The 16,131-nt window shown below is 59.5% G+C and carries 15 protein-coding genes; 8 read left to right on the forward strand and 7 right to left on the reverse strand.

Going from position 1 to position 16,131, the window contains the following annotated elements:
* Position 1: 1 nt before the first annotated feature.
* The 4 genes from xylB to QDT79_RS17495 all read left to right on the forward strand — a co-directional run bounded on the left by xylB (position 2) and on the right by QDT79_RS17495 (position 5,116).
* Positions 2-1,519, forward strand: coding sequence for a xylulokinase (xylB, locus tag QDT79_RS17480; RefSeq protein WP_063990100.1), 1,518 nt, complete (start codon positions 2-4; stop codon positions 1,517-1,519).
* The gene (locus QDT79_RS17485; RefSeq protein ID WP_107226309.1) at positions 1,516-3,021 is read left to right on the forward strand and encodes a sugar ABC transporter ATP-binding protein; all 1,506 of its coding nucleotides are present in this window, start codon (positions 1,516-1,518) and stop codon (positions 3,019-3,021) included. The genes xylB and QDT79_RS17485 overlap by 4 nt, the downstream gene beginning before the upstream one ends.
* Before the next feature lie 76 nt (positions 3,022-3,097).
* Positions 3,098-4,075: an ABC transporter permease gene (locus QDT79_RS17490; protein ID WP_016927501.1), complete on the forward strand. Its 978-nt coding sequence runs from the start codon at positions 3,098-3,100 to the stop codon at positions 4,073-4,075.
* Positions 4,076-4,108: 33 nt separating this feature from the next.
* Complete coding sequence (locus QDT79_RS17495; protein ID WP_063990102.1) at positions 4,109-5,116, forward strand: substrate-binding domain-containing protein; 1,008 nt, start codon at positions 4,109-4,111, stop codon at positions 5,114-5,116.
* Between the two features lie 139 nt (positions 5,117-5,255).
* Here the strand turns inward: QDT79_RS17495 and QDT79_RS17500 are convergent, their stop codons facing one another.
* Entirely contained in the window at positions 5,256-5,819 is a 564-nt protein-coding gene (locus QDT79_RS17500) for a TetR/AcrR family transcriptional regulator (protein ID WP_063990103.1), read from the reverse strand.
* Positions 5,820-5,945: 126 nt separating this feature from the next.
* Between QDT79_RS17500 and smfY the strand changes: the two genes are divergently transcribed.
* Both smfY and QDT79_RS17510 read left to right on the forward strand, forming a co-directional pair.
* Entirely contained in the window at positions 5,946-7,418 is a 1,473-nt protein-coding gene (gene smfY / locus QDT79_RS17505; RefSeq protein ID WP_063990104.1) for a multidrug efflux MFS transporter SmfY, read from the forward strand.
* A 200-nt stretch (positions 7,419-7,618) separates the two neighbouring features.
* Positions 7,619-8,110, forward strand: coding sequence for a Dps family protein (locus tag QDT79_RS17510; protein WP_063990105.1), 492 nt, complete (start codon positions 7,619-7,621; stop codon positions 8,108-8,110).
* A gap of 45 nt (positions 8,111-8,155) precedes the next feature.
* Here QDT79_RS17510 and QDT79_RS17515 read toward each other — a convergent pair whose 3' ends face one another.
* Positions 8,156-8,332: a YciY family protein gene (locus QDT79_RS17515; RefSeq protein WP_025159792.1), complete on the reverse strand. Its 177-nt coding sequence runs from the start codon at positions 8,330-8,332 to the stop codon at positions 8,156-8,158.
* A gap of 242 nt (positions 8,333-8,574) precedes the next feature.
* Here QDT79_RS17515 and cls point away from each other — a divergent pair, with 242 nt between their 5' ends.
* Positions 8,575-10,035 carry a cardiolipin synthase gene (gene cls / locus QDT79_RS17520; RefSeq protein WP_038877257.1) on the forward strand — a complete coding sequence of 487 codons (1,461 nt, stop codon included), beginning with the start codon at positions 8,575-8,577 and terminating at the stop codon, positions 10,033-10,035.
* Positions 10,036-10,091: 56 nt separating this feature from the next.
* Positions 10,092-10,415 (forward strand): HI1450 family dsDNA-mimic protein, encoded by a 324-nt coding sequence (locus QDT79_RS17525; RefSeq protein WP_063990106.1) that lies wholly within the window; start codon positions 10,092-10,094, stop codon positions 10,413-10,415.
* A gap of 73 nt (positions 10,416-10,488) precedes the next feature.
* Here QDT79_RS17525 and oppF read toward each other — a convergent pair whose 3' ends face one another.
* The 5 genes from oppF to oppA all read right to left on the reverse strand — a co-directional run bounded on the left by oppF (position 10,489) and on the right by oppA (position 16,079).
* A complete protein-coding gene (gene oppF, locus QDT79_RS17530; RefSeq protein WP_025303071.1) occupies positions 10,489-11,490 on the reverse strand; it encodes a murein tripeptide/oligopeptide ABC transporter ATP binding protein OppF in 1,002 nt (333 codons plus the stop codon).
* Complete coding sequence (locus tag QDT79_RS17535; RefSeq protein WP_033634782.1) at positions 11,487-12,503, reverse strand: ABC transporter ATP-binding protein; 1,017 nt, start codon at positions 12,501-12,503, stop codon at positions 11,487-11,489. The genes oppF and QDT79_RS17535 overlap by 4 nt, the downstream gene beginning before the upstream one ends.
* 11 nt (positions 12,504-12,514) lie before the next feature.
* Entirely contained in the window at positions 12,515-13,423 is a 909-nt protein-coding gene (gene oppC, locus QDT79_RS17540) for an oligopeptide ABC transporter permease OppC (protein WP_063990107.1), read from the reverse strand.
* A gap of 14 nt (positions 13,424-13,437) precedes the next feature.
* Positions 13,438-14,358: an oligopeptide ABC transporter permease OppB gene (gene oppB, locus QDT79_RS17545; RefSeq protein ID WP_004932150.1), complete on the reverse strand. Its 921-nt coding sequence runs from the start codon at positions 14,356-14,358 to the stop codon at positions 13,438-13,440.
* A gap of 83 nt (positions 14,359-14,441) precedes the next feature.
* Complete coding sequence (gene oppA, locus QDT79_RS17550) at positions 14,442-16,079, reverse strand: oligopeptide ABC transporter substrate-binding protein OppA (protein ID WP_025303074.1); 1,638 nt, start codon at positions 16,077-16,079, stop codon at positions 14,442-14,444.
* Between the last annotated feature and the right edge of the window lie 52 nt (positions 16,080-16,131).

The raw sequence follows: 16,131 nt of genomic DNA on the forward strand, positions 1-16,131 counted from the left end.
TATGGCGCTCTATGCTGGCATAGACTGCGGTACGCAAGGCACGAAAGTCGTGATTGTCGACAGCGCACAGGGCGTGATCCTCGGTGAGGGCAATGCCCCTCACCGCCTCATCAGCCAAGCCAATGGCCGGCGCGAACAAGAGGCCGACTGGTGGATAGAGGCGTTAGTCATCGCTTTTCGCCAAGCCGTGACTAACGCCGGCGTTGATGCACGGGAGATTCATGCTCTGGGGGTCTCTGGCCAACAACATGGGTTTGTGCCGCTGGACGCAGACGGCAACGTGCTGCACAGCGTCAAGCTGTGGTGCGATACCGAAACCGCAGAGGAAAACGAACGGCTCCTGCAACAGCTCGGCGGGGCCAACGGCTCGCTGGAAACACTCGGCCTGCGGATCGCCACCGGTTATACCGCGTCAAAAATCCTTTGGTTCAAGACGCACCATCCGGCGTTGTGGGCACAACTGCATACCGTGTTGTTGCCCCATGACTACTTGAACTTCTGGCTGACCGGGGAGCGCGTAGCGGAGTATGGCGACGCTTCCGGCACCGGGTTGTTCGATGTGCGCACCCGTCGTTGGAGCAAAACCGCCGTCGATCTCATCGACGACAGCGGCCGCCTGTGGCATGCCCTGCCGCCGCTCAAAAGCGCGGACTGCTGCATCGGCACGGTGCGCCCCGCTGCCGCGGAGAAGCTCGGCCTCGGCCCGGCAGTTCGGGTCTCGACCGGCGGCGGCGACAACATGATGGCGGCCATCGGTTCCGGCAACATCGAGGCCGGCACCCTCACCCTGAGCCTGGGCACCTCCGGCACGCTATTCGCCTGGTCCGCCGCCCCCGTCACGGCGGAATCGGACATGATTGCCGGCTTCTGCTCCAGCACCAACGGGTGGCTGCCATTGATTTGCACCATGAATGTCACCTCGGCCACCACTGCGGTACAAACGCTGCTGGACGAAGACCTTGCCGGCTTTAACGGTTTATTGGCGCAGGCTTCGCCCGGCGCAGGCGGTGTTGAGATGCTGCCGTTCTTCAACGGCGAACGCGTTCCACCATTGCCCCACGCGCGCGCCAGCCTGCATAACCTCGATAGCGACAACTTTACCCGCGCCAATCTCTGCCTGGCGGTGGTCGAAAGCGCCACCTACGGCCTGCGCTACGGCATCGAGCTGTTTCGCCGTCAGGGCATCGAAGCACGCGAGATCCGCCTCACCGGCGGCGGCGCCCGCAGCACCGCCTGGCGACACATCGTCGCGGACGTAATGGGGTGCCCGGTGGTCTGTCTGAAAGCCAAAGAGACCGCCGCGCTGGGCGGCGCCGTTCAGGCGATGTGGGCGACGATGTTGGCCGACGATCCGCGCCGGAACGCCGGCGCGCTGCTGGCCGAACTGTGCCAACGCTTCGTTGCGCTGGATGAAGCCACGCGCACACGGCCAAACGCCGACAGACAGGCGCAATACGAAACGCTTTATCAACGTTACCTGCAACGCTTGCAGCAGACCTACCCGGAGGTGCAACTGTGACGCGAGATCCCCATACGCCAGCGCCCGCCTATCTGCTGGAGGTCAGCGGCGTCAGGAAAGCCTTTGGCCCGGTCGTGGCGCTGAAGAATGCGGAGTTTTGCCTGCGGCGTGGATCCATTCATGCCCTGTGCGGCGGCAACGGCGCGGGTAAATCCACCTTTCTCAGCATTCTGATGGGCTTTATTCAACCCGATGGCGGCGACATTTTTATCAATGGCGAACGCTGCGAATTTCATCATCCTCGGGAAGCCCTCAATGCCGGCATCGCCATCGTGCAGCAGGAACTGAGCGCGATCCCGGATTTGACGGTGGCCGAAAACATTTGGCTGGGCCGTGAGCCGCGACGCCTGGGATTCGTCGACTTCACAACGCTCAACCAGCGCACGACCCGCCTGCTCAAAGAACTTGATTTCAAGATCGACGCCCGAGAAAAAATGCGCAACCTGAGCGTCGCCGAGCAGCAGCTGGTCGAGATCGCCAAGGCGCTGTCGCATGCCAATGCCGACATCATCATCATGGATGAACCCACCTCGGCGATTGGCGAAGAGGATGCGCAAAAAATCTTTCAGACGCTTCAGCAACTGGCGGCGAAAGGTAAAGGCATTATCTATGTCTCCCACCGTTTGTCAGAGATATTCCAAATCGCGGACAGCTACACCATCTTCCGCGACGGCGCCTATATCCATGAAGGTTATATCGCCGACATTACCCGTGAACAGCTGATCGAACACATTATTGGCGGCGAGTACGACAGCGAGTTCGCCAAATTCAATCAGCCCGGCGAAGAGATCTTGCTGGAGATCAACAACCTGTGTTGGCGCAGCAAGATAAAAGATATCAGCCTGCAACTGAAGCACGGTGAGATCCTGGGCATCTATGGGCTGGTGGGATCGGGCCGCAGCGAGTTTCTCGATCTTATCTTCGGCGTTCAGCATGCCGACAGCGGCACGATCCGCGTGGGCGACAAGACGCTGAACCGCCATTCTCCGCGCAAGGCCATCGACAGCGGTATTGCCTACGTGACGGAAGATCGCAAGGAAACCGGTCTGGTGCTGTGCCGCTCCGTCAGTGAAAACATCAATATCGCCTCTTTTGCCACCATCAGCCGGATGGGGTTTGTCAGCGAGAAACGGGAGCAGGCGCGAACCCGCGACATGATCCAGCGCTTCAACGTTAAAACCCACGATGGCGAACAGCCCGTGGGCAACCTGAGCGGCGGCAACCAGCAAAAGGTCGTGCTGGGCCGTTGGGCGCTGCTGGATCCGGAGGTTTTGCTGCTCGACGAGCCGACGCGCGGTATCGACGTCGGGGCCAAGAAAGAGATCTATCGATTTATGTCGGAGTTCGCCCTGCAAAACAAAGGGATCATTATGGTTTCCTCCGAGCTTTCGGAAATTATCGGCATGAGCGATCGCATATTGGTGTTTCGTGACGGGCAGTTGGCCGGCGAGCTTTCGGCAGCCGATGCGACCCAGGCAGCACTGATGAAACTTGCGGTTTAACAGAGAGAGAAAAAAAATGAGCAGCGCCCACTCCTTATCACCAGGAATTTCATTTTTCACCCGCAATAAGCGCCGTATGCACAAATACGGCATTATCATCGCCTTTTTCGCACTGTGCCTGATCGTGGCGCTGATTGGCGAATATCAGGTCGCTCAGGGGGCCTGGAGCAGCAACTATTTTCTCAGCAATGAAAACACCCTGATCGTCCTGCGCCAAGTCTCGATCAACGGCATTCTGGCCATCGGCATGACCTTTGTCATCATTACGGCCGGTGTCGATCTCTCCGTGGGCTCGGTGCTGGCCTTAAGCGGGATCGTCGCCGCCCGCTTCGCCACCAACAACAGCGGATTGGCTATCGGCGACACCGCGACCGCCGTCATGGCGCCGCTGATTGTGGCGCTGGGTATCGGCATCGTTTGCGGCCTGGTGAACGGCACCGTGTTGGCGCGCTACCGGCTGCAGCCGTTTATCGTCACCATGGGCATGCTCTCCGCGGCGCGCGGTTTAACCATGTTGACCACCAACGGCAATCCGGTATCGCAATTGAACAGCGATTTCCGCTGGTTAGGCAATGGCTATGTCGGCGGCGTTCCTGTGCCCGTCATCATCTTCATCGTGCTGTTCGCCCTCGCCTGGCTCGTGCTGAATAAAACCCTCTTCGGGCGCTACATCTACGCCGTCGGCGGCAACCCGAAAAGCGCGCGCACCTCGGGGATTAACGTGACCCGCATCAAAATACTGGTGTATACGCTGTGCGGCGCGCTGGCCGGTATCGCCGGCCTGATCCTCACGGCGCGCACCGGTTCGGCGCAGACCAACGCCGGCGCAGGGTATGAGCTGGACGCCATCGCGGCGGTAGTGATCGGCGGCACCAGCATGGCCGGCGGCGTCGGTACGCTGGTCGGCACCTTCTTCGGCGTGCTGATTATCGGGGTGATGAATAACGGCCTCGATCTGCTCGGCGTGCAATCGTATTACCAACAAATTATCAAAGGCGCATTGATCGTCCTTGCCGTATTGCTCGACCCCTCGCGTAAGCAACAGCGCGATTAATAACATCAGACCCAACTCTACCAGGAGAAAACCATGAATAAGACCAAGATAGCGTTGTTTGCCTCTGCCCTGATGCTGGGCAGCCTGTCGGCAGCTCAGGCCGCCCCGGTTAAAATCGCGGTATTGATGTACGGCAACAAAGCCGAGTTCGTGCAATTGATGGAAAGGTTCGGGAAGGAACACCCGGCGGTGAAAAGCGGCGAAGCCGTGCTGACGTTCTACGATGGGCGTTATGATGCATCGGTGCAAAACGATCAGGCCGCCACCGCTATCCAAACGCGCGCCGATGCCATTATCGTCAACCCTATGGATTTTGAAGCCAATATCGATATCGTCACTAATGCCAACGAAGCCAAAATCCCGGTGGTGGTCACCAACGCGCGCCTGAACACGGACGCGATGACGTCTGAAGTGGTGTCTAATGACGAGTTGGGGGGGTATCTGGAAGCCAAAGCCGTACTGGACAAACTCGACTGCAAGAACCAGAAGGTGAACGTAGTGATTATCGAAGGCCCGAAAGGCGGCAGCGGCGAGATCCAGCGCGGCAAGGGTAACGATAAAGCGATTGCCGAGTGCGGCGCCGGCCAGGTCACGGTACTTGAGCGCAAAACGGCCAACTGGTCACGCGCGGAAGCGCAGCCGTTGATGGAAAACTGGCTGCAGAAACACCGGGGTAAAATCAACGGCGTGATTGGCCAAAACGACGAGATGGCGCTGGGCGCTATCGAGGCAATTAAAGGCGCCGGCCTGAATGTGAAGGACTTCGCAATTGCCGGCGTTGACGGCGTTTCCGACGCGATTCATGCGGTACAGGCCGGTGAAATGGTCTCTATTCTGCAAGATGCCAAAGGCCAGATGCAGGGTTCCATTGACGTCGCGCTGCGCGCCGTGAAAGGTGAAAGCTATCAACCACAGTCGGACATCTGGAAGCAGTACGCCAAGGATCTGAAATGGGAGGGTGGCACGCAGAAGCATTACTACATTCCGTGGACCGTCGTTACCGCAGAAAACGCCCAAGCGCTGTTGGACGCCCGTAAATAACCCCCCCGCCCCCTGGCTCCAGGGGGCCCTGCCTGGGCGCTTGCCTGCAAAAAAAAAAGCCAGCACGGAGTGGCTGGCTTAAAAGTTCTTCGAGGGAATATCTTGTTCGATAAACATACGCCTTTCACTGCGGGCTTTGCTAGCTATCAGTGCGATAGGCACCCTCAGTTAAAATCAACGCCTGCATATCGGTAAACATCGTTTCCCATTCCGCCTGGCTGATATCCATCAAACCAAAGTAACGCAGCATAAAGGCGCCTTCGGTGGCGAGAAACGCCAGGCGCGCGCGCTTGCCTTCTTCCGTCGTCAAATCCAAACCGGCGATGCGGCTGCGATACCATTCGCGCGTACTCGCCAGATGCTCCGGCGTTTGGATCAGCGTCGCCATCAGCCCGGCGGCCTTGGCGCTGGCGGTCTGATCCGAACTGTGGGTGGCCAGCATATGCGCCCGCACGGCGGTCTGCGGCGAAGGATCGTCGCCGGCGATAGCGGCGAACAGCGCCTCGTAGGCACTGCCCCAGCGATCGAACATGGCATCGATAAGCGCGTCTTTGCTGCCGAAGCAATACTGCACCCCGCCCTTGGAGATCCCCATCGCTTTGGCGACAGCGTCGATGGTCAAGCCGGCGGCACCCTGGGTGGCGACGATCTCTTCGGCGGTGTCCAAAACCTTGTCGCGATCGATGCTGCGTTGACGTCCCATTAAGAAACCCTTCTTTTCAATACGAACGTATGGATATATATTATCATCAGTATACCACCCGGCGTCGCCGGTGGCTTACCCGAATGGCGGCGCCTCCGCGCCGCCCACGTTAACTGGATATGAATTATGTACGCCAAGAACCGCTGGTTGATCCTGACGATGGTCGCCAGCGCCCTGTTCCTGATCGTCATCGATATGACGGTGTTATATACCGCCCTGCCGCGCTTAACCCAGGCGCTGGACGCCAGCGCCTCGCAAAAACTCTGGATCGTCAACGCCTATCCGCTGGTGGTGGCCGGCCTGCTGCCCGGTGCCGGCATGCTGAGCGATCGCATCGGCCATAAACGGCTGTTTCTCGCCGGGCTACCGGTGTTTGCCGTCGCGTCGCTGTGCGCCGCGTTCTCGCCCACCGCCGAGTGGCTGATCGCCGCCCGGGTGTTCCTCGCCGTTGGCGCGGCGATGATGATGCCCGCCACGTTGTCCATCGTGCGCCACGTCTTTACCGACGAACGCGAGCGCGCGCTGGCGATCGGCATCTGGGCCTCGGTGGCCTCCGGCGGCGCGGCCATCGGCCCGGTGGTCGGCGGCCTGCTGCTGGAGTATTTCTGGTGGGGTTCAGTGTTCCTGATCAATGTGCCGGTCGTGCTGCTGGTCTGGCCGCTGGCGTGGAAACTGATCCCGCGCTGCGGTGGCGATAACCCGCGCCCTTCGGACATCGTCGGCTCGGTGCAGATCATGATTGGCCTGGTCGGCGCTATCTATGCGCTGAAGGAGCTGAGCAAGCCGACGCCTGATGCGATCGCCCTCCTCGTGGCGGCCACGATCGGCGTGTTGTTCCTGGTGCTGTTCGTGCGTCGTCAGCAGCGCAGCGCCCACCCGATGATCGATTTCTCCCTGTTCCGCAACCGGTTGTTCGCGGGCGGCATCGGCGTGGCGTTGCTGTCGATGGTGGCGCTGATCGGCGTCGAGCTGGTGCTCAGCCAACGCCTGCAGCTGGTGCTCGGCCTCAGCCCGCTGCAGGCGGCGCTGTTTATTTTGCCGATCCCGCTGGCCTCGGCGCTGGCGGGGCCCGTAGCCGGCCTGCTGTTGCCGCGCTACGGCGAACGCAGCATCATCCTCGGCGGCTTTGTCCTGACTACCCTCGGCATCGCCGGTCTTGCCGCGTGGTACCAGAGCGGCATGGCGCCGCAATTGGTCAGCCTGGCGCTGGTGGGCTTTGGCCTCGGCGGCGTGATCACCGCCGCCTCCACCGCCATCATGCTGAACGCGCCGGAAGAGAAATCCGGCATGGCGGCATCTATCGAAGACGTCTCCTACGAGCTGGGCGGCGTGCTGGGCGTGACGTTGCTCGGCGGGTTGATGACCGCGGTTTACAGCCACAGCCTGGCGCTGCCGGCGGAGTTGCCGGTCAGCGATTTGGCCTACGACAGCATCGACGAAGCTTTGCGGCTGGCGGCCGGGCTGGCGGCCGATCGCGCGCAGCAGCTGACACAGCTGGCGCGCTTGGCCTTTGATCGCGCCTTTATTACGGTGCTGATCGCCGCCGCGCTGTTAATGGCGCTGGGCGCCGGCGCGGTAAAACTGGCGCTGCGCAAGTAACCGATAAAAGCGGCTTTTTTCGCCTGCGGAACCTGCGTAAACTGATTCGGCAATTTGCTCGACGGATTTATCGTCATCGGTTTGAGCGATGGCAATAATGCCTGTTATCGTGTTTAACCCTGCGATAAATCCGGTTACTGTAACAGCTATGGAAATTGATTCTGTCTACTATCGGAACAAATAATCAGGAGAAGATTATTATGGCAACGGCAAAGAAAGCAGCGAAAACCCATATCGGCCTCGACAGTAAACAATCGGCAAAACTCGCCGAGGCGCTGAATGCGCTGTTGGCGAACTATCAGGTGCTGTATATGAATGTGCGCGGCTATCACTGGAATATTACCGGCCCGCAGTTCTTTGAACTGCACGCGAAATTCGAAGAGACATATAACGATCTGCTGACCAAGGTGGATGAGCTGGCGGAACGTATTCTGACGCTGGGCTCGCAGCCGCGCCACGCTTTCAGCGACTATCTGAAAACCGCCGACATCAAGGAACACACCAACGTGACCGATGATAAAGGCACGCTGCGCGGCCTGTTGGAAGGGTATTCAGTCTTGCTGCAACAGCAGCGTGAGCTGCTCGCGGTCGCGGCAGATGCCGGTGACGAAGGCACCGCGTCGCTGATGAGCGATTACATCAAAGAGCAGGAAAAACAGGTCTGGATGCTCAACGCCTATCTGGGCAAATAACCCAGGCGCCATAACAAAACAGTCCCTCACGGGACTGTTTTCGTTTTACCACTCGCAGGATACCGCAAACAGCAGCGCGCGCCGATGCTGATCGTCCAGGCGGCGGCGCACCCGGATAATATGGCGATTGCTGCACGACTGGCGTTCCAGCCAGCGATGCCGGCGGCGTTGGCTCTGCCGCAACATGCGCCAGCGACCCACTTCATTTCTACTGCGTCTCATAATTCCGTCACTCGTTCGTCTAATGCCAACCGCGGGCATTATAGCCCTTTCCGCCCGTGATCCAAGCCGCAGTTATCGGCGGCACAGCGGGCGCCGTGCGGGAAAAAACCGCCCTTTCATTTTCAGCAAGTGCCTTAACTTCATCATATTTATGTAACATAAGCGCCGATAAAAGGTTTCGCCTTGCCCGATCTGTGCGTACACTCATCATTGGTGGTTTGCGAACGGGATTTTTCGCCTTTATGACAACATTTTATACCGTAATCAGTTGGCTCATGGTGTTCGGCTACTGGCTGCTGATCGCCGGCGTGACGATGCGCATTTTGATGAAACGCCGTGCGGTTCCCTCAGCAATGGCCTGGCTGCTGGTTATCTACATTCTGCCGCTGTTCGGCATCGTGGCCTATTTATCGTTCGGCGAGCTGCATCTGGGCAAACGCCGGGCCGAGCGCGCCAAGGCCATGTGGCCGTCGACCGCCCGTTGGCTGAAGGAGCTGAAAGAGAGCCGCCGCATCTTCGCCACCGAGTACAGTGAGGTCGCCGAACCGCTGTTCCAGCTTTGCAACCGCCGCCAGGGCATCGACGGCGTCAAGGGCAACCAGCTGCAGCTGCTCACCACCACCGACGACACGCTGAAAGCGCTGATCCGTGACATCGAGCTGGCGCGCCACAACATTGAAATGGTGTTCTATATCTGGCAGCCCGGCGGCCTGGTCGATCAGGTGGCCGAATCGCTGATGGCCGCCGCCCGGCGCGGCGTACACTGCCGCCTGATGCTCGACTCCGCCGGCAGCCTGCAATTTTTCCGCAGCCCCTACCCGGCGATGATGCGCAACGCCGGCATCGAAGTGGTCGAAGCGCTGAAGGTCAACCTGTTGCGCGTGTTCCTGCGCCGCATGGACCTGCGCCAGCACCGCAAAGTGGTGCTGATCGACAACTACATCGCCTATACCGGCAGCATGAACATGGTCGATCCGCGCTACTTCAAGCAGGATGCGGGCGTCGGCCAGTGGATCGACCTGATGGCGCGCATGGAAGGCCCGGTGGCCACCACCATGGGCATCGTCTATGCCTGCGACTGGGAGATTGAAACCGGCAAGCGCATTCTGCCGCCGCCGCCGGACGTCAACATCATGCCGTTCGAACAGGAGAGCGGCCATACCATTCAGGTGATCGCCTCCGGCCCCGGTTTCCCCGAGGAAATGATCCACCAAGCGCTGCTGACCGCGGTTTATTCCGCGCGCGAGCAGCTGATCATGACCACGCCGTACTTCGTGCCGAGCGACGATCTGCTGCACGCCATCTGCACCGCCGCCCTGCGCGGCGTCGAGGTCAGCATCATCGTGCCGCGCGACAACGATTCGATGATGGTGCGCTGGGCCAGCCGCGCGTTCTTCTCCGAGCTGCTGGAGGCCGGCGTCAAGATCTATCAGTTCGAAGGCGGACTGCTGCACACCAAGAGCGTGCTGGTGGACGGCCAGCTCAGCCTGGTCGGCACCGTCAATCTGGATATGCGCAGCCTGTGGCTGAATTTCGAGATCACGCTGGTGATCGATGATGACGGCTTCGGCAGCGATTTGGCCTGCGTGCAGGAAGATTACATCGCCCGTTCCCAGCTGCTGAACGCCAAAGAGTGGCTGAAGCGGCCGTTCTGGCATCGCCTGGTCGAGCGCCTGTTCTACTTTTTCAGCCCGCTGCTGTAAAAGCCGCGGCGAGCGTGCTTTAATAGCGCCAAATCATTTGTTATCAGGATTTTTTTATGGATTTGAATAACCGCCTTACCGAAGACGAAACGCTGGAACAGGCCTACGACATTTTCCTCGAATTGGCCGGCGACAATCTGGATCCGGCGGATATTCTGCTGTTCAATCTGCAGTTTGAAGAGCGCGGCGGCGCCGAACTGTACGATCCCTCCGAAGACTGGCGCGAGCACGTGGATTACGACCTGAACCCGGACTTCTTCGCCGAGGTGGTGATCGGTCTGGCGGACAGCGACGGCGAGCCGATCAACGACGTGTTCGCCCGCGTGCTGATCTGCCGCGAGAAAGACCACAAGCTGTGCCATATTCTGTGGAAAGAGTGATTCGCCGATAGCATATCGGATAAAAAAAGCCCCGCTCATCCAGCGGGGCTTTTTGTTGCCGGCTAGCGGCGGATTACAGCGGATCGACCTTCAGGCAGGACACTGCGTGGCGGAAACTGCCCTCCAGCAGCGGGCGCGTCTTGGCGCACTCCGGCCCGGCGATTGGGCAACGGGTGCGGAACACGCAGCCGGTCGGCGGGTTGATCGGCGAAGGCAGCTCCCCTTCCAACAGCTGGATCTGCTTTTCCTTCTCCTTGTCCGGATCCGGGATCGGCACCGCCGACATCAGCGCTTTGGTGTAAGGGTGCTGCGGATTGTGGTACACCTCGTCATAGGTGCCCAGCTCCACCGCATGGCCCAGGTACATCACCAGCACGCGATCGGAAATGTGCTTCACCACCGCCAAGTCGTGGGCGATAAAGATCAGTGACAGGCCCATTTCGCGCTGCAGCTGCTGCAACAGGTTCACCACCTGCGCCTGAATCGACACGTCCAGCGCGGAGACCGGCTCGTCGCAGATTACCAGCTTCGGCTCGAGGATCAGCGCGCGCGCGATGCCGATACGCTGGCACTGGCCGCCGGAGAACTCATGCGGGTAGCGGTTGATCAGGTTAGGCAGCAGGCCGACCTTCAGCATCATCGCCTTGACCTTGTCCTTCACTTCCTGACGCGGCATTTTCGGGTAGTAGGTGCGCAGCGGCTCGGCGATGATCTCGCCGATGGTCATGCGCGGGTTGAGCGACGCCAGAGGATCCTGGAAGATCATCTGGATATCACTGCGGGTTTTCCGCCAGTCGGCGTCGCTCATGCCCAGCAAATCTTTCCCCAGCCAGGCGACGCGCCCGCTGGTGGCCTTCACCAGGCCGATGATGGCGCGCGCGAAGGTGGATTTGCCGCAGCCGGATTCGCCGACCACGCCCAGGGTTTCCCCCTCGAACAGCCGCAGCGTGACGCCATCGACCGCTTTCAGGGTTTTCGGCGGCTGCCAGAACCACTGTTTATCGTCATGAATGTCGAAGTGCACTTTCAGATCGGCCACTTCGAGCAGCACTTTCTTGTCGGTTACCGCTGTCATACCAACGCCTCCACCGGTTTAAAGCAGGCGCGCAGGCGCCCTTCCCCAAATTGCTCCAACGGCGGAGCGCTCGCGCACTGCTCCATGGCGTACGGGCAGCGCGGCTGGAACGGGCAACCTTTCGGCAACCGCAGCAGGTTCGGCGGATTGCCGGGAATGGTCAGCAACGCTTCGCCTTCGGCGTCGAGACGTGGCACCGCGTTTAACAGACCGATAGAGTACGGATGGCTCGGCTGGTAGAACACCTCGCGCGCGCTGCCGTATTCCATGGTGCGGCCGGCGTACATCACCAGCACCTTGTTGCAGATGCCGGCCACCACGCCCAGGTCGTGGGTGATCATGATGATAGCGGTGTTGAACTCACGCTTCAGCTCATTGAGCAGCGTCATGATCTGCGCCTGGACGGTCACGTCCAGCGCGGTGGTCGGCTCGTCGGCGATCAGCAGCTTCGGCCGGCACAGCAGCGCCATGGCGATCATCACGCGCTGGCGCATGCCGCCGGAAAACTCGTGCGGATACATGCGCATGCGCTTGCGCGCTTCCGGCATTTTCACCGCATCGAGCATGCGTACCGACTCTTCGAAGGCTTCGCTTTTGCTCATTTTCTTATGCAGCATCAGCACCTCCATCAGCTGTTCGCCAACGCGCATATAAGGGTTGAGCGAGGTCATCGGGTCCTGGAAGATCATCGAGATCTCTTCGGCCCGCAGCTTGTTGAGCTGATTTTCCGGCAGATTGAGGATTTCGCGGCCGTTGAATTTGGCCGAGCCGCCGATGCGGCCATTGCTGGCCAGCAGCCCCATCAGAGCGAACGCGGTCTGCGATTTACCGGAACCGGATTCACCGACGATGCCCAGCGTTTCGCCGGCGCGCAGGTCGAAGTTCAGATCGTTCACCGCCGTCACGTCGCCGTCCGGGGTGGAGAACGTGACGCGCAGGTCTTTCACGTCCAGCAGCGGCGACGTTTTGACCCCGGCGCCGGTTTGCAGTTGAGGATGTTCAATGGTGCTCATGATTGCACTCCTTAACGATCTTTCGGGTCGAGGGCGTCACGCAGGCCATCGCCGATAAAGTTGAAACAGAACAGAGTGACAACCAGGAAACCCGCCGGGAACAGCAGTAACCACGGTGAAACTTCCATTGAGTTGGCGCCGTCGCTGAGCAATGCGCCCCAGCTGCTGAGCGGCTCCTGCGTGCCCAACCCCAGGAAGCTGAGGAAGGATTCGAACAGGATCATGCTCGGCACCAGCAGCGACGCGTACACCACCACCACGCCGAGCACGTTCGGCACGATATGCCGCAGCACGATATTGCGCGTGGAGACGCCGCACACCAGCGCGGCCTCGATGAACTCCTTACGCTTGAGACCGAGGGTTTGGCCGCGCACGATACGCGCCATATCCAGCCACGACACCATGCCGATCGCCACGAAGATCAACAGGATATTCTGGCCGAAGAAGGTCACCAGCAGGATCACGAAGAACATGAACGGGAAGGAGTTGAGGATCTCCAGCAGACGCATCATCACCGAGTCGATCTTGCCGCCCAGATAGCCGGACATCGCGCCGTACAGCGTGCCGACCACCACCGCCACCAGCGCCGCCGCCACGCCGACCATCAGCGAGATGCGCCCGCCGATCGCCACGCGCACCAGCAGATCGCGCCCGGAGGAGTCGGTACCGAAATAGTGCCCCGATTCCAGGCTTGGGGCGGCGGACATCATCGCCCAGTCGGTATCGTCGTAGGCAAACTGCGACAGCATCGGCGCCAGCACCACAAACAGCGTGATCAACACCAGAATGAACAGGCTGCTGACCGCCGCACGGTTGTGCATAAAGCGCCGGCGCGCGTCTTGCCACAGGCTGCGTCCTTCCACTTCCAGCTTCTCGCTGAAGTGTTCCAGAGCTTCGCTGTTCTTTTTAGTCAACATCATTCGCGTGCTCCAGATTAATAACGGATTTTCGGATCGATGACCGCATACAGCACATCGACGATTGCGTTGAACAGAATGGTCAGAGCGCCCACCAGAATGGTCAGGCTCAACACCAGGGAGTAGTCGCGGTTCAGCGCGCCGTTAACGAACAGCTGGCCGATCCCCGGCAGACCGTAGATGGTTTCGATCACCATCGAACCGGTGATGATACCGACGAACGCCGGCCCCATGTAGGACAGCACCGGCAGCAGCGCCGGCTTCAGCGCGTGGCGGAAAATGATGCGACGCATCGGCAAGCCTTTGGCGCGCGCGGTGCGGATGAAGTTGGAGTGCAGCACTTCAATCATCGAACCACGCGTAATACGGGCGATGCTGGCGATATAGGCCAGCGACAGCGCCACCATCGGCAGGATGATGAACTTAGGCGCGCCGCCGTTCCAGCCGCCGCCCGGCAGCCATTTCAGCGTGATGGCGAAGATCAGCACCAGCAGCGGCGCCACCACGAAACTGGGTATCACCACCCCGGTCATGGCAAACCCCATCACCGTGTAGTCCCATTTGGTGTTCTGATTCAGCGCGGCGATCACGCCGGCGCTCACCCCCAGCACCACCGCCAGCAGAAACGCGGCCAGGCCGAGTTTGGCGGAAACCGGGAAAGAGCTGGCGACCAGATCGTTCACCGAATAGTCCTTGTATTTAAAGGACGGGCCGAAGTCTCCCTGCGCAAGCTGCGCCAGATAATGACCATACTGTTTCCAGATCGGGTCGTTCAAATGATATTTGGCTTCGATATTCGCCATAACTTCCGGCGGCAATGCGCGTTCCCCGGTAAATGGACTGCCGGGCGCCAGGCGCATCATGAAGAATGAGATGGTGATAAGGATAAATAGTGTCGGGATCGCTTCCAACAAGCGACGAAGTATAAATTTAAGCATTGCCCTAACCCTGTGCGACAGCCTGATGACGGCTTATTATTCTCAACATGGGCCGGCGGCCTACGCCGCCGGCTCTTACCGTATCAATGCTTGATGATGTACAGGTTTTTGTCGTACACGTTATCAAGCGGGTCTTTGCCGGTGTAGCCACCGACGTAAGGTTTCACCAAACGGGCGTTCACGTAGTAATACAGCGGAACGATGGCGGAATCTTTATCCAGCTGAACTTCCGCTTTCTGATACAGATCGGCGCGCTCGTCTTTGCTCTTCGCGGTCAACACGTTGGCCATCAGCTTGTCGAACTCGGCGCTCTTATAGTGCGGGGTGTTACTGCTGCTGTCGGACAGCATCATGTTCAGGAACGAGCTCGGCTCGTTGTAGTCGGCGCACCAGCCGGCGCGCGCCACGTCATAGGTACCCTGATGGCGGGTATCCAGGAAGGTTTTCCACTCCTGGTTCACCAGCTTCACGTCCACGCCCAGGTTTTTCTTCCAGATGGAGGCGGCGGCGATCGCCAGCTTCTTGTGCAGGTCTGAAGTGTTGTACAGCAGGGAGAAGGTCAGCGGTTTACCCGGGCCATAGCCGGCTTCCGCCAGCAGTTTCTTCGCCACTTCGTTGCGTTTTTCCTGCGTCCAGCCAAACCACTCCGGCGGGGTCAGCTTGGCGCCGTCGGTGTATGGCGGCGTAAAGCTGTAGGCCGGCAGATCGCCCTGGTTTTTCACCTTGTTGACGATGATGTCGCGGTCCATGCCCAGCTTCAGCGCTTCACGCACGCGCGCATCGGTGAACGGCGCCTTCTGGTTGTTGATTTCGTAGTAATAGGTGCACAGGTAAGGATCAACATGCACCTCTTTCGGGATCTCTTTTTTCAGCTTCTGGAACAGTTCGATCGGCATGTTGTTGTAAGTCATGTCGATTTCACCGGTGCGGTAGCGGTTGACGTCGGTCACTTCCGACGAAATAGGCAGGAACGTCACTTTATTGATGATGGTTTTGGCGTTATCCCAATATTCCGGGTTGCGTTCCAGTACGATGCGCTCGTTGACAATCCAGTCTTTCAGTTTGTAGGCGCCGTTGCTGACGTAGTTGGCCGGCAGCGTCCACTTCTCGCCAAACTTCTCCACCGCGTCTTTGTAAACCGGCTTCATGGCGTAGTGCGGGGTCATTTCAACCAGATAAGGCACCGGCTCGCTCAGGGTCACCTGGAAGGTGTGGTCGTCGATGGCCTTCACGCCCAGCGTCGACTTGTCTTTTTTACCGGCGATGATGTCATCGACGTTTTCCACATGGGCATACTGCAGGTAGCTGGCGTAAGGCGACGCGGTTTTCGGATCCACCACGCGCTGCCAGCTGTAGACGAAATCTTGCGCCGTCACCGGCTTGCCGTTGGACCATTTTGCGTCTTTACGCAGGTGGAAGGTCCAGACTTTGAAATCCTTGTTATCCCAGCTTTCCGCGACGCCCGGCACGATGGAACCGTCCGGGCTGTTGTTCGCCAGGCCTTCCATCAGATCGCGCGTGACGTTGTTTTCCGGCACGCCCTCGATTTTGTGCGGATCCAGCGACTGCACTTCGGAACCGTTGTTTTTGACGATTTCTTGCTTGTCGGCCAGCTGCACGCCCGCCGGGACGTCAGCGGCGAAAGCGCTGGTGGTTGCTGTGATACCCAGCGCGGCGATAACGCCGGCGGCAATGAGCGTTTTCTTCGTGATGTTGGTCATACTTATCGACTCCAGTTTTTTATTATCACAGGCTCTTCGTGGAACCTGCGTT

This window comes from Serratia marcescens (genome assembly GCF_029846115.1).
Lineage (GTDB): Bacteria > Pseudomonadota > Gammaproteobacteria > Enterobacterales > Enterobacteriaceae > Serratia > Serratia marcescens_L.